The sequence below is a fragment of the Vibrio sp. 10N.286.46.A8 genome (genome assembly GCF_041470165.1).
Taxonomy (GTDB): Bacteria; Pseudomonadota; Gammaproteobacteria; order Enterobacterales; family Vibrionaceae; genus Vibrio; species Vibrio tasmaniensis_A.
Genome location: NZ_JBFRLX010000231.1, coordinates 1 through 18,757 on the forward strand (window position 1 = coordinate 1; position 18,757 = coordinate 18,757).

Consider the following 18,757-nt stretch of genomic DNA (forward strand, 5'->3'; position numbering starts at 1 on the left):
GAAGCGGTAGGTCCTGCTGGCCCGACAACGTCTACTCGTATGGATAAGTTCACCGACATGATGCTAGAAGAAACTGGCATTATGGGCATGATTGGTAAAGCAGAACGTGGCCCTGCGACCGTTGAATCAATCAAACAACATAAGTCAGTTTACCTAATGGCGGTTGGTGGTGCGGCTTATTTAGTCGCGAAAGCCATTAAAAAAGCACGTGTGGTTGCGTTTGAAGATCTCGGTATGGAAGCGATCTACGAGTTTGAAGTTGAAGATATGCCGGTAACGGTTGCGGTTGACTCTAATGGCGTGAACGCGCACCAGATCGGCCCTGACACGTGGAAAGTGAAAATTGCTGAAGCTGAAAAAGCATAATTAACCGACGCCAAAAAATTGTAATTGTCGCTAACTTCAGCGTTTGAATTGCAAATCTTGACAGAAAGTTGAAGACAAAAGTGCAGCATTATTTGCACTTTTGTCTTATTATCAATGATATAGTGATAAACACATAGTTTGATATAAGAACATAGGAGAGAGGAATGCCTCGTTTTATTCAGATCCTACAGATTATCTTGGCAGTGGTGATTGGTGCTTTTGTTGGTTACGACCTGATCTTGAAAGGGATCAGCATCTTTGATAATAAATACGTGACAATTACTTGTGCGCTTTGGCTAATCGCAGAGATTGCACTGTTTGTTATCTACAAGTTGATTGAAGACGATTAAGAGTCAGATATCGCAGACAAATTCTAAAGCCCCTGATTATGAATGTAGTCAGGGGCTTTTATTCATCTAGCATTAAGAATGGGTATTGCATACTCACCACTATTAGTAAAAGAACAAGCAAAAGAAAAAGCAAAAGCATACAAACAACCCTAATAGGGAAAGAACATAGGCTAGCCTATCTATTATCATAACCGACTGGCCTAATTATCACGGAGTCGTTCAAATGAAACACCTAACTCAAGAAATGAGTGACTTTATAAGCAGAGGAACGGATTCTCACATTCGAGTAGCGGTCACGGGGCTTTCTCGTGCGGGTAAGACAGCATTCATTACTTCGCTGGTTAATCAGCTTCTTCATACGTCTACCCACAAAAATCTGCCTCTACTTGCATCGGCGAGAGATGGCAGAATTATTGGCGCAAAGCGCATCCCGCAACAAAACATGATGATCCCACGTTTCTCTTATGATGAAGCGATGGAGTCGTTGAATGCACAACCACCAGAATGGCCAGTGCCAACGCGAGATGTTAGCGAGATTCGTCTAGCGATTAAATATAAGCCAGCTAAAGGCGCAAAGAAGCTGCTGAGCAAAAACAGCACCCTTTATCTCGATATTGTTGATTATCCGGGCGAATGGCTGCTTGATTTACCTTTGTTGGACATGGACTTTGATACTTGGAGTCAATCTCAATTTGCCGCGTTGAACGGCGATAGAGAAACCTATTCGCAACAGTGGAACGCAATACGTGGCGACATTGACTTGCTAGCCGAAGCAGAAGAAAAGAAACTGGTCGCGATTGCCGATAGCTATACTCAGTACCTTCATACTTGTAAGGATAACGGATTGCACTGGGTACAACCGGGTCGATTCGTATTGCCGGGTGAGCTTGAAGGCGCGCCTGTGCTGCAATTTTTTCCGTGCGCTGCTCCCAAGGGTAAGTTCTCAAAAACCAGCAACTATGCGGTTTTAAAAGCGCGTTATGAAGAGTATCAACAGAAAGTCGTAAAGGCGTTCTATAAGAATCACTTTGCCACGTTCGACAGACAAATCGTGCTGGTGGATTGCTTACAACCACTTAACGCAGGCTATGACTCTTTCATGGACATGCGTGGTGCGTTAGAACAGTTATTGAAGAGCTTTAAGTACGGGCGAAGCAATATGCTAAGACGCTTGTTTGCGCCGAAGATTGACAAGATCTTGTTTGCTGCCACTAAGGCTGATCACGTGACACCGGATCAACATCCGAACTTGGTATCGCTGTTACAGCAGATGGTACACCCTGCTTGGCAACAGGCGGCGTTTGAACACATCGACATGAGTTGCATGAGCATTGCGTCTATTCAAGCGACTAGCGCGGGTTATATCTCGTCAGGTTCAGACAATGTTCCGGCGTTGCAAGGTGTGACTTTAGATAATGTCCCTCAAACCATGTATCCGGGCGAGGTGCCGCGTAAACTGCCAAACAAACAGTATTGGGAAACCAACCAGTTTGATTTTACGAGCTTTAGGCCGATGGAGCAGCACTCTGACGAGCCTTGTCAGCATCTAAGAATCGACAAGGTTTTAGAGTATCTAATTGGCGACAAGTTGAAGTAATTGAGGCAATTGAAATGAGTGAATTAAAAACGAAACAGGTCTTTGATGAACCGTTGAAGACCTCGTTCGATGAGCCGGATAAGAATGAAGTTACCCCAGATTTGGGTGCTCAAAAGCTATTCACGGAACAAGAGAAGTTTGTGCCCGTTGAACCACAATTGGAAACCGACCTTGATGGAGACGCTGAGCTGCAATTGGAACAAGTGATTCGACCGAGCAAAAAGAAGAAGTGGTTTGGAACGGGTTTACTGGTCGCTTTCTCAGGTCTGGTGGGCTGGCAGGCGATTGACTCTGTCATTACCGCTATTCAAACCGCTGACTGGCTAGCTTTAGGGTGGGCTGGTTTTATCGCTGCCATTGCTTCATTAGGTTTAGGCGCAATAGGCAAAGAGTTGTGGAAGCTGCGTTCGCTGAAAGACCATTTCAGTATGCAAGAGCAGAGTGAAGAGCTACTGCAAAGCCAGAGTGTTGGTAGAGGCAAAGCGTTCTGTGAAAACATTGCCAAGCTGGGCGGTATAGTGGTTGAGTCTCCTTCATACGATAAGTGGCGAAATAGCATTAATCCAGCCCACAGCGATGCTGAAGTGTTGGATATATACGATGCGTTGGTCGTGAGTCAGCAAGATAAGGTCGCTACTCAGATCGTCACTAAGTTCTCTACCGAATCCGCGGCTTTGGTTGCTGTGAGCCCATTGGCGGCAGCAGATATGTTGCTGGTGGCTTGGCGCAATTTTACCATGATAGACAAGCTTGCTGATGTGTATGGCATTGAGCTTGGCTACTGGTCTCGTATAAAGCTATTTAAACTGGTGTTAATCAACATGGCCGCTGCAGGAGCCAGTGAGCTGGCGATTGATGCGAGTATGGATCTCGTCTCGATGGATCTTGCAGGTAAAGTCTCAGCTCGAGCAGGGCAGGGGCTCGGTGTCGGCATCCTCACTGCGAGACTGGGCTTAAAAGCAATGACATTGCTGCGTCCTATGCCTTGGCATAATGAGCGAAAAGTAAAACTCTCCGACCTTCGCAAAGCCGTCCTTTCTGAAATAAAGCGCATTACCTTAAAGTAAAGCGAAGTGCTTAAAATTGAAATGTAGGAAATAAAGCGAATTACCTTCCTATAAAGTCTATATACACAAGGAAGTTGAGTGATTTGCGAGCGAAGAGTAAACATATGTTTACTCTTCTTCTTGACTGAACTTAGAGCTTAATTCACACTACTGTCAACTTATCCTGACACCTATAATAGGACTATTTGTGCGTCTTGAAGTATTGTGTGAAGACAGACTCGGCTTAACGCGTGAGTTGCTCGATATCTTGGCCTCAAAAAGCATTGATTTACGAGGAATCGAAATTGATGTTAAAGGTATTATTTACCTAAATTGCCCGGATATTAATTTTGATGCTTTTAGTGAACTTATGGCTGAAATTCGCCGAATTTCAGGTGTGAAGGATGTACGTAAAATCCAGTTTATGCCAAGCGAGAGGCATAACACTGAACTGATTGCCCTGCTGGCAAACCTACCTGATCCTGTGATTGCGATTGACCTTAAAGGCTCCGTCGACATGGCAAACCACGCTGCATTGAACCTCTTCAACAAACAAGAAGAAGAAGTGATCGGTGAGCCACTAGCGACGTTCGTTCCTAGCTTTAACTTCGCTCGTTGGATTGAAGGCGATGTAACGCGTCATCGTGAAGTCGTGGTGCTAGATGGCCTAGATTTCTCTATTGAAATTCTGCCTATTTATCTAGGTGGTGATGTCAACGAAGCGGTACTGGCGAGTGCAGTAATGACGATTCGTTCTTGTAACCAAGAAATGAACGCGCCAGACGCCATCCCTGAACAGAATAACCTAGGTTTTGAACACTTTGTAGGTGTCTCTAATCGCCATAAAGCCTTGATCAGTCAAGCTAAAAAACTGGCTATGCTAGATCAACCTCTGCTTATTGAAGGGGACACAGGCACGGGGAAAGAGATGCTGGCGAAATCGTGTCATAACCGTTCAAATCGATCTTCTTTTCCATTTTTGATTCTAAGCTGTGCATCAATGCCTGATGACGTAGCAGAAACGGAATTGTTTGGACATGCACCGGGCTCATTCAACCATGAACAAGGTCATAAAGGCATCTTCGAACAAGCGAATGGCGGTACGGTATTTTTAGATGAAATCGGCGAAATGAGCCCGCATCTACAAATCAAACTGCTGCGTTTCCTACAAGATGGTTCATTCCGTCGTGTTGGTGAAGAAGAAGAGATGCACGCGGATGTTCGTATTATCGCATCAACGCGCCATCGCCTTTCTGAATTAGCCGACTCGGGCTCGTTTCGTGAAGATCTGTTCTACCGCTTGAATGTACTGACTTTATCGATTCCTGCTTTGCGTGAACGTTCAAACGATGTTGCGCCATTACTGGAGCTATTCGTTGCAAAGTACGCACAGCAGTTAGGTATGTTAAAACCAAAGTTGACTCAAGAACTAATCGACCAATTAGGTAACTACCAATGGCCAGGCAATATTCGTCAGTTAGACAACATGGTTCTACGTGCACTAACAGAGTTGGATTCAGATACGTTAACGGTTGAGCAATTCCACCTGCCACAGCTTGACACTATGACTGCTGGAATGGCGAATTTAAGCTTAGACGGCTCGCTAGACGAGATCATGAAAGACTATGAATCTCAGATTTTAGAGAAGCTTTATCAGTCATTCCCATCAAGCCGTAAGCTTGCTAAACGTTTGAATGTATCTCACACCTCAATTGCGAATAAGCTTCGTGATTACGGTATCAGAAAGAGCTGATGATATTAGACTGCTAAATTCGGTAAGAGTGAGGCGGTAACGAAAAAGAGACAAAAGAATAAGAACAAGACTATGGAAGATTCGAGTACGCAGCAACGTATTGATAAACGTGATGGCAACCTAATTTTACGAACGGCTGAGATCTATGATGCGAGCATGATCAGTGAGTACTTTCAGGTGAACAGAGAGTACCTTAAGCCTTGGGAACCGACCCGAGAGGATGCGTTCTTTGACAGAGCGGATTGGGCTCAACGGCTGATTAAGTTAAACGAACTCCATAAATTGGGGCTAGGCTATTATTGCTTGTTGATTAATGCCGATTCAAATGAAATGTTAGGTACCATATCGTTCAGTAATTTGTCTCGTTTCCCGTTCTACGCTTGTAATGTCGGTTACTCATTGGCGCAAAGTGCACAGGGCCACGGTTACATGCGCAGAGGCTTAAGCATGGCTAAAGACTACATGTTTGATGTGCAGAACATGCACCGCTTAATGGCGGGCTACATGCCTCACAACGAACGAAGTGCGGGTGTATTAGAGCATCTTGGTTTTGTTCGAGAAGGTTTTGCCAAAGATTACCTACAGATTAACGGTAAATGGGAAGATCACGTGTTGACGGCACTGGTAAACCCAAACTGGCAAGATAAACGCTCCGTGTGAGTGTAAAACATTGAATTTAGATACAGCGGAGAACATAAATAAAATGAAGTCATCGCTGTATCGAAAGAACATATAGGCATGGTAAGCCCATAAGCCTGAGAAGATATTTGAGGAATTTTGATGTCATATACAACTTTGGAAGAATACCAAAGAAAATGGATTTTCACTCACCAGTCAATGCCACTACCCGCTGAAGATTTGGAAAAGATAAAACCAATGACACAGGCAAGGGCATCTCAGTTTTGGAAAGAGAACGTAAGCCCTCAAAGCCCTGATGCTGAGAGACTAAGTTCGCAAGACTGGCCGAGCAAGGCATCTAACTGGAACGAAGAGATCAGCTGGATGGCAAATTGGGAAGCCGATGAACCTGAAATGCCAGAAGAAATCCTTAACTTCATTGATTGGCAAGATGACGTAACTGTTTATTTTTGCTATGAAAAATACAATGTACTTGAAACCAAATGGTCGGTTTTCAAGAAGCATTGGAAAAACTTTTTGTTCTACGATGATGGCCCGATTCTACTAGGTCGCCGCCGTTCAGAAGCACTTTGGTTTGCTACAAATGGTACCGTTAAAATTGGTAACCGTGCTTAAGTTGGTTTGATTTAATCGTGCGAGTGTTGGCGATCCGATCAACAGATAGACAGACAAGAAGCGAGCATTAAGCTCGCTTTTTTTATACCTGATGATCTTTGAAGATCATGGGGAATACCCACTGTCTGAGCTCAATTGAAAATGAGCGCTTCCACTTTTTTAAAGTGGGCAAATTACGAAATTGAGATCGCTATCTCATTGGGTTAGTTGAAGTTTTGTGTGTTTGAGCTATCTTAATATTACTGCCTTAGTGGAGGTGAAGTATTATGATTTGGGATACTCTCGAACGTGTAAATAAACTTCGCAAGGAAGCAATGGAAGATCCAGAGTTTTTGGATTCAGCAAAAATGCATGAGGAATGGCTTTTAAGCGAAACTCATAATCAATTGAACCAAGGAGCTAAAGAGAAGAAACCGAAAAAGTTATCTGATATTTATGAAAATACGGATTTTCCTATCAACCCAACAGGTACGAAACATTAACAATGATGAACTGCAATACGGCTAAGGCTCTTAACCAAGATGCGATAAGTCGACTAAACATACCAGCCTTAAGCCACCAATAAAAAAGCCACTTTCAACGAATCGAAAGTGGCTTTTTCTTTTCTCGTTAGCTTCTTTACTCATTAACAACTAAAGCTAATCGTTTTTAAACCTAGTTATTAATCAGGCTTAACCCGCTTGGTAATGCATCACCAAATACGCGTTTAGACTCGCTCTCAGAAAGTTCAGTGACTTCACTCACTAGCGTTAGCCATGAATCAGGTACCTTGCTTTGCTTTAATTTATCAAGAACTTGAGCACGGTAGTCATCAGAGATATCGAACTGTCGGTCACCTGTCTTGCGGCAAATCATCACTGCCGCGAAAGCAATCATTTGCTCTTTCTGCCAATTCTGGTCAAGCAGCTTTGGTAACCACTGTTCTGCTTGCTCTCTTGGAATGACGCTGTGTTGGCTTCCGTATAAAGGTGTACGAGACGCTAAGCGACCCAGAGCCCACCAGTGAGCCTGTTGGAACTGATTATGGTTAATTGCTTTGCTCAAGAACCATGTAGCCAATAGAACTTTATCTTCCACCTCGAGTTGCTCAAGGGACGCAGCCAATCTCACCATGGCTTCATAGCCATTGTCTTGCGCATCTTTCGCTGTCTTAGGGTTCTTCATTGCACCTGGGTGAAGGTACTTCGCGATATCAGCCAAGATGGTTTCTTGCTGTTCTTGATTCAGGCCACCCGCAACACGACGCCAGAATACCCACCAGTCCGTCCAACCTTGGTGGTTCTGGAACTGAATGTTTTGTTGGTAAAGGCCCCAAATTTGTTCGATACGCCATGAGTCAGTCGGATCGCCAAAGCCTGGACGCAGCGAGTAACCCGCCAAACGCAGCCAGTTCTTCTCGTGTGCTTCTGAACGACGACGGCGTTTACGACCTAATGAAAAGGTATCAAACAGATGGCGAAGGGTCGTGAAATCCCATTCATCACGCTTACCGAGTCGTTTCTCAAGATCTTTCGATAGTGTTTTGATCTCTTTCGATTCAGCACTCTTCTTGTTGCCGCTGTACAGACGAGAAATCAATTCCTTACATTCATCCAGCCTTGGGTGAAGTTTAGCGGTATCAGACTCATCGCCTTGCTTGTTTCTGACTTCAAACTCGAGCAACCAACGTTTAGAGTCATCTTCTGTACTCACACACTCCATTTTCAGTGTGCCGACTTCTGTTAATTGACACGCGAGCAATACTTCGACGCGTTCTTTTTGGTTGGCTTGGAGCTCTGCAGTACCTGAACCTTCCAGTGTTGAAATATACGGTGGAAGAGGGGAGAACAAGTCAGCGTCGACATTGACCATGACACCATTTTGAATAGCGGTGTCATGAGCAATTTGATCGTGGGTTGAAGTCAGTAGATTAAATCGTACTGGCTCACCTAAAGTCAGCGAGAAACGACGGCTGTTTAAGCGTATCTCTTGGCCTTCTTCAGTACCTTTGGCAAGCAGACAAAGCGCTTTGCCCATCTTGTTCTTCTCTTGTAGATGCAAGAAGTAAGAACGAGCGGCACCGCCACCGATTTTCAGTTGTGCACCACGGCGTGCTTTACCAAAAGCTACAGCACCAAGGGCTACAGACCAGTCAGGGTGAGGGTTATCTAAGACGGTGATTGGTGCACCGTTCCAATTGCCAAGTAACTGAGTAATTCGCTCTGTTACCAGTTCACTGTTGAACACACCACCATTGAGTAGCACACCAACAGGAATTGCAGGTTTGGTATCATCAAACTCAACAGAGTCTGACTTTTCCAATGCGGCTTTAGATACTTGCTGGTGGGTCGCTAGGAATTCGGCAACGTGCTTACTTACAGCAGGATCTGCTGCGTAGGGTAGACCGAACTCTACAACCGCGCTACGTCGTTTGTCGGGTACTTCCGTAAACTCTGAAAGCGGGAAGAAACCTTCTAGTGCAATCTGATGAACTTCTTGTTTGGTTAAACCAATACTCTTCGTTCCGCCAAGCAGTTTTGAACCGCTGCCCAGCATGGTGATCTTCACATCGTCTGGCGCATTAGCAGACAGCAGGCTCTCTTTTGCGGCGCGAGTCTGCTGAATAAGCTTGGTTAGGCTCGAAGCATTCAATTTTTTGTTTTGATTGAAGCGCTGCTCTGCAAGGTGGGCAAGAGCCAAATCGAGGTTATCACCCCCGAGCATCAAGTGTTCGCCAACGCCGATACGGTCGAGTGCGAGCTCTTGATTGCCACCGTTATCCGATTTGAAGCTCGCTTCGATCAAACTTAAATCGGTAGTACCGCCACCAACATCACACACTAGAATCAGCGGGATCTGTTGAAGTTCGTCTGTAGCGGTTTGTTGGTGACGGGCATACCAGTCATAACAAACGGCTTGCGGCTCTTCGAGCAATAGAATCTTACCTAAACCAGCAAGTGCTGCCGCTTCGAGTGTCAGCTTACGTGCTGTCTCATCGAATGAAGCAGGAACGGTGACTACAACGTCTTGGTCTTCAAGCTTATTGCTTGGGTTACGGTAGTTCCATGCTTGACGGATGTGGTTAAGGTAGCTTGCGCTTGCGACAACAGGAGACACCTTATCGACGTCAGTTGCGCCTGCCCAAGGCAGAATGTCGGAGTTACGATCAACCGCTTGGTGAGATAACCAGCTCTTTGCACTGGATACTTGGCGGCCTTCGACTTTTGCGCCCAGTTCGCGAGCCCATTCACCAACGATGACATTTTGAATATCGCCTTCAACTAAGCTCGGTTCCCAAGGCATGGTGAGATCGGAAGGGGAGATCTGACCTTGTGCGGGATGATAACGAAATGATGGAAGTAGAGGCTTGCGAACCACTTCACCGGGGCCGATGAGTTGGTCAATATCGAAAAGAGAAACGGGAGCATGTTGTAGGTCGTCGTTGATTTCACAGTAAGCGACAACAGTATTGGTTGTGCCTAAGTCAATGCCGACTAAAAAACGAGGAGATGCCATACAAAACCTTATTCTGCCAAAGTGATGACCAGTTAATGGATAATTTTGGTCTTATTATTGTCTTTGGAATGCTTTTAATACAGGGCTAGGGAATCGCATTGATAAAGTAACGGCACCCGCTAAGGTGCCGTTGATTCATTATGCTTCTACGTTTGAGTCGTTATTCGAGTCTTCACGAACGTCGAACTCAACATGCCATTTCTGACCATTGTCAGTGGCTATCGCTTCTAGGTATAACGTGCCTAATTCAGTAACACGAGACGCCAAAGTCACCGGAACCACTTCACCTTCGCGACGACCTTCAGAAACAGGCAGTGTCACTTGGATTTCAGGAAGCTCATCAAGATCTTCTGGAGCCCAGTGATCAAGGTGCGTACCTGCTTGGTCTTCACGACGTGTTGTTGAACCGAAGAATTGGAAGTGTACTGGCTGGCCAATCACTAGACCAAACTCTTGACTCGGAACTTGAACGCTTGAGCCTTCTTCCATGCCAAATGGTGCAACACACAGTGCTTCCATTGGAGGAGCCATACCTGGGATAGCTGGCATCGCGCTTTCAATTCCTACGTAATAAGAAGAAGCGATACCACCGCGGATACGAACGCCTTGGCCACGACGAACTGCGCCGTAGTATGAAGCGCCACTTGCAACCGCTAGGTCTAAGTCTAGGCCTGAAAGCTGTTTAGCGAATTCTGCGTCTGCATTAATTAGCCATTCATTGATCGTGTCTGAAAGACGATCAGCAAGTAGGTTAGATTTTAGAACACCACCATTGAACAGTACCGCTGTTGGTTTGATGAAGTCTGCTGCTGGCGCTTCTGTACCGGGCATACCGGGCATGTTTGCAAACGGGTTGAAATCTTGTTGAGCGGTTTCACTATTTCCAGAAAGCGCGTTCGCTTGCTTAGAAAGGAATGCAGCAATGTGACGAGTAATACCTGCGTCTTGAGCGTAAGGTAGACCCATTTGAGTCAGTGCACCACGAGTTTTCTGTACTGGGTGATCCGTTACAGCGACTTGTGGGAAGAAGCCATCAACCAATGTTTGTTGTACTTCGTGCTGAGTCAGATCGGTTTTCAGTGTTGCGCCCAGTAGTTTAGAGCCGCGGCTAGGTACAACGATAGGCACAGATTGCAGTTCAGCATCGTTTAGCAGTGCTTCTTTCGCATCACGACACGCGTGAGTCATCGCTTGAACCTGCCAAGGAGCCAGTTCTTTGCCTTCTTGTGCCAGTTTCATTTTCAGACGGTAAGCGAGTGCTAAGTCCATGTTGTCGCCGCCAAGTAGGATATGCTCACCTACCGCGATGCGGTTCAGACTTAGGTTGCCTTCGTCTTGTGTTACTTCAACTAACGAAAGGTCGGTTGTACCACCACCGATATCGACAACTAGAACGATGTCACCAACGTTCACTTCATCGCGCCAAGTATCGTTGCTGTTATCAATCCAGCTGTAAAGAGCTGCTTGTGGCTCTTCAAGAAGCGTTAGGTGAGTAAAACCAACATTACGCGCAGCTTCAGCCGTTAGGTCTCGAGCCGCAGGATCAAACGAAGCTGGAACGGTGATCGTTACATCTTGGTCTGCCAGTTTGTGTTCTGGGTTAGCGTGGTTCCAAGCATCTTTAAGGTGCTCAAGGTACAACTCAGTTGTCTTAAGCGGAGATACCTTTTCAACTTCTTCAGGGCTGCCTGCTGGAAGGAACGCATCACGACGGTTAACACCACCGTGGCATAGCCAAGATTTTGCACTTGCTACCAAACGGATAGGGGTTTTCGAACCTAGGTTACGAGCAATCGCACCGACTAGCGCTTTAGGTTCAGAAGACCAAGGAAGAACGCGAGAGCCCGCATTCATTTCATGTTCGTGCGGCTGGTATAGGAACGAGCCAAGTTGGCTGCGAGTTTCTACTGTACCAGGTGCCGTCAATTGAGGGATTGGCATCACCTCAACGCGAGCGTCTTCATTTGTTGTGTCGATGAAAGACAAAACGCAGTGTGTAGTACCTAAATCGATACCGACACTGAACTTAGGCGCTTGCTGTTGCTCTTGAGAAGATAGCTCTTGTGAATGCGTCTGTGCAGATGACTCGTGCGATGATGGCTGTGTTTGGTGTTCCATTATAGCTCCACCTCTGCCGGTGCAATCACAGATGCATCGTAGTTCTCAGCAAGCTTAGGCAGGTTCATGTCAGTTGCTTTCCAACCTTTGTGAACCAATGTGCCATTGAACGGTGCATTGCCCGTTACGTTGCCTGTTAGGCGAATTTCTTGAGGGTTGAAACCTTCAACAACCGTGATGCGCGTTTCTTCATCTTCAGTACGGATGTGAGAAAGCGTCACGTAATCGGCTAACACTTTTTTACCGCCAGTGTGAATTACACGTGCTGCTGCGCCAACTTCTTCGTCAGAGAATGAAGTTAGGTCTTCTTTTAGGAAGTCAATTAAACGAGCTTCTTGCTGCATGATAGACAGTAGCTGCATTGCAGAATCTGTTGGTGCTGTTGCCAGCTTAGATTCAACTTCTACGATTTTTTCGATTACACGTTCAACTTCAACAACTTTCTCTACTTCGACAATTTTCTCAACTGGCTTTTCAACTTCAACGATCTTTTCTACTGGCTTTTCTACGACTTTCTCAACCACTTGGGTTTTACGAGAAACGGCAATAAGCAGTAGTAAAACGCTTGATGCAGTTAGGCCTGCGTGAAGCATATCAAACGTTTGTGGGATTAGGTTCAAATCAACGATCATAGTGATTTCTCTTTAAAATTGATTTAACGGTATATTCGTCGGTTTAAAGGAATATACAGATTGGAAAGAAACTCGGTAGCACGAGACTGAAACGGTCGCTTTCACGCTATAAATATGGGTGGATACTAGCATATTCAAGGCTTAAGAGGTGTATTTAATGTTTTCAAACAAGTGGCTTTTTAGTGTGTTAGCTTGAAATTTAGTCGAGATTTGTCTGGTTATTGGTCATGGGGGTCAGTAAAATTTACAAAATGCCCGTTTAATGTGACATTTAGGACTAAACATGAATGGAGCATTATTTCCGTCCGTTATATACTTTTCATTCAATAGAGCCTATTTGGAACCCGCATGCCCCAAACTACTGACCCACTAACAGGGTTGAAGAGACAAACTCTCCCGTTGGTCGTATTTTCGGTCAGTTTTTTGATTACTGTTTTGTGCTTTGTATTAGTCATGCTTAATCAAAAGCGTGCGCTGAATATGAATTTGGATAGTTTTGCTACTCACCAGACATTGAGCTTGGAAGCCTTTATAGATAATGATGTTGCATATATTGGGTCTGGTGCTAATTTTTTCTACGCAAATGACCCTGAAAATTGGGATAAGTTTGATCGCTTTGCTAAGCAAACCATAGATGATTCAAAGAGTTTAATTGCCTTGCAGTGGATGCAAAAAGTGCCCGCAGACGAGATAGCTGAGCACACGGCGAAAATGAAAGAAAAGTACCCATTCTTTAAGCTGTATACCATTCCTAAGAACCAAGCAAAAATCTATGGCTACATTTTGGATGGTCAGCCAGCTTTCGTTGCTAGCGATATTTTCCCCAATACAGAACCAAACAACAAAGTTCTTGGCTTTTACTCTTCTAGAGAGCGATTTGATCTCGTTCTAGATAATATCAAACAGACACGTAAGGCGAATATTTCAGACAAAGTTCGCTTGATACAAGATGGGCTAGATAAAGACACAAAAAAGAGTGGCATGTTGGTGTATCACCCTGTCTTTGAGGGAGAGAGTGACAACTTACTCGGCGTTGTAATTGGTGTGGTTCGCACCACATACTATTTTGAGAACTTGCTGGCTTCGACGGTTGGGGATATGAATGTTTATGTCCGCGTTAGTGATGTCGGTTTTGAAGCCGAAGATGCACCTGTCTTGTTCGAAACGACAGGTTATGAGGGTGTGACTGGACAACATATCACCAAGAAAATCACACTCACTAACCGTGAATGGGTTGTCGACTTCAAGATAGACTCATGCATTTCGTTTAATGGTTACCTGGTGTTGGCCGGGATTGCCCTCGTGGGCACGACTATTTCACTGTTGCTTTCTTATATCGTTAAACTGCAAGTCCAAGAAAAAGTACGCCTGTATAAAATGATTGATGAAAGAACGGAAGAACTCCGTTTTCTTGCCAATCATGACAGCCTCACAGAGATTTATAATCGACGAGCCTTTAATAAGGTGCTCGATAAAGCGATACAAGGTGACAAGCCGTTTAGCTTGATTGGATTTGATGTCGATAAATTTAAAGGGATTAATGATCAATTTGGCCACCCGGCTGGTGATGCCTTACTGGTTCATGTAATTCAGTTGATTTCAGGCAGTTTGAAAGAGGGCGATCATGTCTTCCGTATGGGAGGAGATGAGTTTGGTATCATTTCGAGCGTCATTGAACACGACGCGCTGGCACGTTATTTAGAATGTATTTTAGATACGGTGAGCGAGTCTCACTGTGAGCATAAAGGTCAACTATTGAGTTGTACTCTAAGTATCGGTGCTACCATCCGCAGTAAAGAAGACATCGAAGAGCTCCTTCAAAAAACCGATAGTATGCTTTACCTAAGTAAGTCAAATGGCCGAAATCGCGTTACAATTGCAGGCTAAATGAGCACTTGATGCAACTAGGGTCGAGTTCTGTATTGGGCTCATGTACAATTTGACAAAATTTTTGACGAGAGAATTAGGCGACGTATGAATCACAATCGAGTGGTATGTTTCGATTTGGAAATGTGCTGTTGGAGCGAAGACGGTGTGGGAACAACAGGCGAGATCATTGAAGTTGGTCTTGCTGAAATTGATCTAGCATCTGGCACTATCGTCAAGCGAGCACAATACTACGTTAAGCCAGAGAAAGATGAAGTCTCTCTGTTCTGCGCCGAGCTAACGGGCATAACACCTCGTAAAATCGAAAAGCAAGGTCGTCCATTAGAATCTGTCATCAAGTCGATGATTAAGAACTTCGGTGGACCAAAAAAAATCTATGCAGCGTGGGGACGTGACGACCTTATCTTACACAAAGAGTGTATTGAGAAAGGCATCGAACCTCCGTTCAGCGAGTTCTTGAATATCGCCACGCTTTATCGAGTTCAGAATCGATTGAAAGAAAAACGTATTGGTCACCGTGCTGCTCAAGAAGCGAAAAACATTGAGTGGGAAGGTCGTCAGCACTCTGGTTATGTTGACGCTTATAACTTGGCAAAGCTTGCGCTGACTATGTTGTAATCGTTTGTATTTCAGAGAGGCGCTTGGTTAAATACTGAAAGGTTAAACACTTAAAGTTAGCCTGAATCTTGTGAGTTATTAAAATGAAGAGCCACCTACTTATTAGGTGGTTTTTTTGTGCCTGTTATTTGAGGGTAATGACGATCCAAATTGAGGGCAATGACTATTCACGTTAAGGGCAATGACTATCCCAAGAAACCTAATTTCAACAAGTGGTTTATCAATAGTGAATGGCTACATCGCTTATTTTACGAGTGAATAATATTGGTTTGAAATTTAGCTTTTTAATTAATATTAAATCGCAGGTTGCAGCCTTGATTGGGCAGAGCTAGATGATAGCGTTAGCTCACCCAAAACAAGGAGAATAGGATGAAGAACATTATTAAGTATGGATTGGCACTGGGGGCGCTAAGCGTAAGTGCGTTGGTTTCGGCACAACCCGTTGTATTGATAAATACCTTTTCAGTCGAGCCAGCCCATGAGGCCGCTACATTAACGTATTGGGAAAATGCGCGAGACGTATTGATGAAGCAACCCGGATACCTATCGACCAAACTGCACCGCTCTTTAAGCTCGGACGCGACATACCGCTTTATCAATGTCGCTGAATGGGAGAGTAAGAAGCAATTCCATGATGCAATACAAGTGATGAGAAAAGAGCTACCACCTTTAAAAATCGAAGGGGTTTCTGCTGACCCTAACTTGTATGAAATTATTCGCGACTAATCAGGAAACCACATAATGAAAACAACTCTAGGAACCTTTTTAGCTATTTTTAGCTTTCTACTTTCAGCGACTATTTTTTCAACCCATGCCCATGCTGCGGCATACGGTGTGTCAGTCGCTTGGAAAACCGACGATGCTCAAGCGGTATTTGAGGCGATGCCTCATCAGAAAAAAGCATTTGCTAACTTAATTGACGCGGGCTTGGTACACGATATGTTCGTATCGGAAAGCTTTATCGGAGACAAGAAATTTCCGATGATTAAGTTTGTGATTGAAGCGGACAGTGAACAGCACGTTCGAGAGTTGATTGGTAACCTACCATTCCAATTTAAAGAGCTTGTCGAGGTGACTGAAATCAGAGACATCGGTAATAAGTGGTTAAACACTGACGTCGCTTTCAAAAACTACGCAGTCGAACTCGCTTGGACAGAGCCTGAGAATCAATTCATTGTCGATGAGATTATCAGCCAAGATTTACAAATGGTTGTCGATTGGAGCGCTCAAGGCGTGATTACTTCTGCTTACTTAAAACATCAAGAAATAGCTCAAGAGAAGCCAAACCAAAAAGCGATGATCAGACCCATTTACTCAATGGCAATATTGGCTAAAAACGAAGAACAAGCTCGCGGAGTTGCCAGTCAGTTGAATGCAGTAAAGTTAGGCTTCGCTGAAGTTATGATTAGTGAACTTGGATTCAAACTGGAACTATAATTTCGCTAGAACAGAATTGTGACTTCGTTTTCAGATTGCGTAACGACGAGGTCTTAATATAGGACCATGACAAGTTTAGAGTTAAACTTGGCTATGTTCATAGGTGAGTGAGTTTTCGTGACTGGCTCACCTTGTTGTTATTTTATCTTGTTACTTGCTGAGCTTATATTTGGCTTAATTATTGACTAAACTTATTACTCTTCTTTTCCATGTATGGTTTGGTATTAGCTCGACCAAATAAACACCTTTTTGATGACCTTTTATTTATGAACGCCTCGCCGAAATGAACGCCAATAGCCCTGATAAGATCACCTTAGACGCTTCGGGTATCGAATTGAATAACAATACTCTCATTAATTCGAGCTCTAACAAGCAGGTCACCTTGTCTTCATCCGAAAGTTTGATCCTTGAACATTTGGTGATGAATAGCCCGAAAGCGATTGGCCGAGACTTCCTTCTTGAACATTGCTGGCCTGGGCGGGTGGTGACAGGAAGCTCGCTAAACGTAGCGATAAAGAACATTCGTACAGCGTTGAATGAACTGAACTGTGAGTGCAAAATTTTAACGGTTCAGAAGCAAGGGTACAGTTTTAGCAGGCCTCAACAGCTTGGTGGTTATCTATCAACACCCATTTCTGCTATTCAAACTCAAGTAGCTCAAGTTAATGTTCCTAATGAAACCGTTGAGCTAGAGGTTTTTAATACTGACAGTGATCGCAGTGATGACAGTAAAAGCGAGTCTGTATTACCCCAACAACGGGAACTTCATAAACAGCGAAGGGTTAAGAGTTTTCTCACTCGTCACCAATCTCGTATCGTAGGGATGGTCGTCAGCGCGCTTCTTCTCGTGCTGTTTTATCAGTTCGTTTTTTTTATGGATAAAACGAGCTATCGTGGCATGGATGTTTATCACGACAGTTTGAATTTTGATCAAGAATTATTAACCGAACTCAATACCGTCTCAGAACTCGGTGTTGATTCGCTTTATCTGCATCGCATCGGAGTTGGGTGCCAGAATATCCAAGCCGTCGCATTGATAAACGGGCGCTGGAAAGAGATGAGTCACCAGTTTAAATCTTTGTCTTGCGATGACGATAATGACGATGAGCGAGGGTGAGTGATATGAATCGTAAGTTTTGGATGCCTATCTTACTCACGTTTTTTGTGATTCTAAATGTAGGCTTAATTTCTGGGCTCGCAACCAAAAGTACTTATAAATTTTCCGCAGAATACCCGATGGTAGGCTGGGAAAAAATATCACTTCGATTGGAAAATGGTCGAGTCAAAATGCAGTACATTGGTTACGATATCGATGGGAATATCGCTCAAACTAAGCAGATGTTTGGCGTGTTCTTGCGCTGGGGGAATCATTACTACTTTTATCAATTGGATCAAGATCAGGCCCAAGATAAGCAGACATTCAATATCAAGCACTTATACATTCAACAAACACAAGGCAAGCGCAGTGTGTTGGTATCAAATCAGCGCGGCCTTTATGTCACTAAGAAGGGCACGCCGTTAGAGCTCAAAGGCATCATGCATGGCGACCGTTTACGTTGATCCAGTCACTTAACGTGAGTATCGAGCCTTTGGTTAGCTTTTACCGATGACGTTCAGCTTAGTTTTGATAAAGTCACTGTGGTCAACGTAGAGCAGTTCTGCGGTTTTACGGATCACTGAATCTTCAAGTGGGTCAATCTCTCCATCCGCATGTGCGACTTCCCACATAGCTTTGATTAATTCTATGCGAACCGGCTGCGAAAGCTCTCGCAGTTGAGAAGTGAAATCGTACAGAGAAACAGATTGTTCAACTTGAGGCTCAGCTTGTGTTAATAAAGCTTTTGATTCTTCTTCGGTTATGTTCAGTAAACGCTGAAGTAAGTGCAGTTTGGCTTGTTGCTCTGATTCGTTGATCGCGTGGTCTGCACCAGCGACTTCGCATAACAAGCTGGCGATGGCTAAGTTAGGTGAGGCAGTGGGCGTTTTGCCTAAATCAGAGCCGTCAACTAATTGTTTAAATAACGAGGTAAGTGAGTTAAACATAAGAGCGTTCCAGTTATGGTGAATATTATTACTATTGGGCCTACGGAGTGTGATCGCAAGCGTCTTTACTTAAAACTGACATTACGAAGAGGTCAGCAATAAGGAACACTTGTTTAGGGCGTGTTGACCTTTCGCGGTTAAACTTTGTTCGAGATAAAAGC

18 protein-coding genes are annotated in these 18,757 nt (G+C 44.4%); 14 read left to right on the forward strand and 4 right to left on the reverse strand.

Going from position 1 to position 18,757, the window contains the following annotated elements; translation table 11 throughout:
* From AB4232_RS19720 to AB4232_RS19755, 8 genes are all read left to right on the forward strand, one after another.
* Positions 1-366, forward strand: a 366-nt coding sequence (locus AB4232_RS19720; RefSeq protein ID WP_372087821.1) for a fumarate hydratase C-terminal domain-containing protein, incomplete at its 5' end; no start/stop codon positions are given.
* A 164-nt stretch (positions 367-530) separates the two neighbouring features.
* Positions 531-716, forward strand: a complete 186-nt coding sequence (locus tag AB4232_RS19725; protein ID WP_004734731.1) for a hypothetical protein — start codon at positions 531-533, stop codon at positions 714-716.
* Positions 717-939: 223 nt separating this feature from the next.
* Positions 940-2,313, forward strand: a complete 1,374-nt coding sequence (locus AB4232_RS19730) for a YcjX family protein (RefSeq protein WP_372087822.1) — start codon at positions 940-942, stop codon at positions 2,311-2,313.
* Positions 2,314-2,327: 14 nt separating this feature from the next.
* Entirely contained in the window at positions 2,328-3,380 is a 1,053-nt protein-coding gene (locus tag AB4232_RS19735; protein WP_372087823.1) for a YcjF family protein, read from the forward strand.
* Positions 3,381-3,567: 187 nt separating this feature from the next.
* Entirely contained in the window at positions 3,568-5,112 is a 1,545-nt protein-coding gene (gene tyrR, locus AB4232_RS19740) for a transcriptional regulator TyrR (RefSeq protein ID WP_102249796.1), read from the forward strand.
* Between the two features lie 72 nt (positions 5,113-5,184).
* Entirely contained in the window at positions 5,185-5,772 is a 588-nt protein-coding gene (gene rimJ, locus AB4232_RS19745) for a ribosomal protein S5-alanine N-acetyltransferase (protein ID WP_009847025.1), read from the forward strand.
* Between the two features lie 120 nt (positions 5,773-5,892).
* On the forward strand, positions 5,893-6,366 hold the full coding sequence (locus tag AB4232_RS19750) for a DUF2947 domain-containing protein (RefSeq protein WP_029223788.1): 474 nt from the start codon (positions 5,893-5,895) through the stop codon (positions 6,364-6,366).
* A gap of 266 nt (positions 6,367-6,632) precedes the next feature.
* Positions 6,633-6,848 (forward strand): hypothetical protein, encoded by a 216-nt coding sequence (locus tag AB4232_RS19755; RefSeq protein WP_009847023.1) that lies wholly within the window; start codon positions 6,633-6,635, stop codon positions 6,846-6,848.
* Positions 6,849-7,020: 172 nt separating this feature from the next.
* Here the strand turns inward: AB4232_RS19755 and AB4232_RS19760 are convergent, their stop codons facing one another.
* From AB4232_RS19760 to AB4232_RS19770, 3 genes are all read right to left on the reverse strand, one after another.
* Positions 7,021-9,861, reverse strand: a complete 2,841-nt coding sequence (locus AB4232_RS19760) for an Hsp70 family protein (RefSeq protein ID WP_372087824.1) — start codon at positions 9,859-9,861, stop codon at positions 7,021-7,023.
* A 138-nt stretch (positions 9,862-9,999) separates the two neighbouring features.
* Positions 10,000-11,979, reverse strand: a complete 1,980-nt coding sequence (locus tag AB4232_RS19765) for an Hsp70 family protein (protein ID WP_372087825.1) — start codon at positions 11,977-11,979, stop codon at positions 10,000-10,002.
* Positions 11,979-12,611 carry a DUF2760 domain-containing protein gene (locus tag AB4232_RS19770; RefSeq protein ID WP_009847020.1) on the reverse strand — a complete coding sequence of 211 codons (633 nt, stop codon included), beginning with the start codon at positions 12,609-12,611 and terminating at the stop codon, positions 11,979-11,981. Before AB4232_RS19770 ends, AB4232_RS19765 begins: the two co-directional genes overlap by 1 nt.
* A 348-nt stretch (positions 12,612-12,959) precedes the next feature.
* Here AB4232_RS19770 and AB4232_RS19775 point away from each other — a divergent pair, with 348 nt between their 5' ends.
* The 6 genes from AB4232_RS19775 to AB4232_RS19800 all read left to right on the forward strand — a co-directional run bounded on the left by AB4232_RS19775 (position 12,960) and on the right by AB4232_RS19800 (position 18,113).
* Positions 12,960-14,498, forward strand: a complete 1,539-nt coding sequence (locus AB4232_RS19775) for a diguanylate cyclase domain-containing protein (protein ID WP_372087826.1) — start codon at positions 12,960-12,962, stop codon at positions 14,496-14,498.
* Positions 14,499-14,585: 87 nt separating this feature from the next.
* Positions 14,586-15,116, forward strand: a complete 531-nt coding sequence (locus tag AB4232_RS19780) for a 3'-5' exonuclease (RefSeq protein WP_009847018.1) — start codon at positions 14,586-14,588, stop codon at positions 15,114-15,116.
* Between the two features lie 369 nt (positions 15,117-15,485).
* The gene (locus AB4232_RS19785; RefSeq protein WP_012604199.1) at positions 15,486-15,842 is read left to right on the forward strand and encodes an antibiotic biosynthesis monooxygenase; all 357 of its coding nucleotides are present in this window, start codon (positions 15,486-15,488) and stop codon (positions 15,840-15,842) included.
* Between the two features lie 15 nt (positions 15,843-15,857).
* Positions 15,858-16,553 carry a hypothetical protein gene (locus AB4232_RS19790; RefSeq protein WP_372087827.1) on the forward strand — a complete coding sequence of 232 codons (696 nt, stop codon included), beginning with the start codon at positions 15,858-15,860 and terminating at the stop codon, positions 16,551-16,553.
* 418 nt (positions 16,554-16,971) lie between these two features.
* Entirely contained in the window at positions 16,972-17,670 is a 699-nt protein-coding gene (locus AB4232_RS19795; protein ID WP_032499115.1) for a helix-turn-helix domain-containing protein, read from the forward strand.
* A 5-nt stretch (positions 17,671-17,675) separates the two neighbouring features.
* Positions 17,676-18,113, forward strand: coding sequence for a hypothetical protein (locus AB4232_RS19800; protein ID WP_029222865.1), 438 nt, complete (start codon positions 17,676-17,678; stop codon positions 18,111-18,113).
* A gap of 33 nt (positions 18,114-18,146) precedes the next feature.
* Here AB4232_RS19800 and AB4232_RS19805 read toward each other — a convergent pair whose 3' ends face one another.
* Positions 18,147-18,596 (reverse strand): TerB family tellurite resistance protein, encoded by a 450-nt coding sequence (locus AB4232_RS19805; protein ID WP_009847013.1) that lies wholly within the window; start codon positions 18,594-18,596, stop codon positions 18,147-18,149.
* Between the last annotated feature and the right edge of the window lie 161 nt (positions 18,597-18,757).

Coding starts and splice junctions, on each gene's coding strand:
- AB4232_RS19765 (WP_372087825.1), bottom strand. CDS start 11,979: ATGGAACACCAAACACAGCCATCATCGCACGAGTCATCTGCACAGACG.
- AB4232_RS19805 (WP_009847013.1), bottom strand. CDS start 18,596: ATGTTTAACTCACTTACCTCGTTATTTAAACAATTAGTTGACGGCTCT.
- AB4232_RS19735 (WP_372087823.1), top strand. CDS start 2,328: ATGAGTGAATTAAAAACGAAACAGGTCTTTGATGAACCGTTGAAGACC.
- AB4232_RS19730 (WP_372087822.1), top strand. CDS start 940: ATGAAACACCTAACTCAAGAAATGAGTGACTTTATAAGCAGAGGAACG.
- AB4232_RS19800 (WP_029222865.1), top strand. CDS start 17,676: ATGAATCGTAAGTTTTGGATGCCTATCTTACTCACGTTTTTTGTGATT.
- AB4232_RS19775 (WP_372087826.1), top strand. CDS start 12,960: ATGCCCCAAACTACTGACCCACTAACAGGGTTGAAGAGACAAACTCTC.
- rimJ (WP_009847025.1), top strand. CDS start 5,185: ATGGAAGATTCGAGTACGCAGCAACGTATTGATAAACGTGATGGCAAC.
- AB4232_RS19760 (WP_372087824.1), bottom strand. CDS start 9,861: ATGGCATCTCCTCGTTTTTTAGTCGGCATTGACTTAGGCACAACCAAT.
- AB4232_RS19780 (WP_009847018.1), top strand. CDS start 14,586: ATGAATCACAATCGAGTGGTATGTTTCGATTTGGAAATGTGCTGTTGG.
- AB4232_RS19770 (WP_009847020.1), bottom strand. CDS start 12,611: ATGATCGTTGATTTGAACCTAATCCCACAAACGTTTGATATGCTTCAC.
- AB4232_RS19785 (WP_012604199.1), top strand. CDS start 15,486: ATGAAGAACATTATTAAGTATGGATTGGCACTGGGGGCGCTAAGCGTA.
- AB4232_RS19750 (WP_029223788.1), top strand. CDS start 5,893: ATGTCATATACAACTTTGGAAGAATACCAAAGAAAATGGATTTTCACT.
- AB4232_RS19790 (WP_372087827.1), top strand. CDS start 15,858: ATGAAAACAACTCTAGGAACCTTTTTAGCTATTTTTAGCTTTCTACTT.
- AB4232_RS19725 (WP_004734731.1), top strand. CDS start 531: ATGCCTCGTTTTATTCAGATCCTACAGATTATCTTGGCAGTGGTGATT.
- AB4232_RS19755 (WP_009847023.1), top strand. CDS start 6,633: ATGATTTGGGATACTCTCGAACGTGTAAATAAACTTCGCAAGGAAGCA.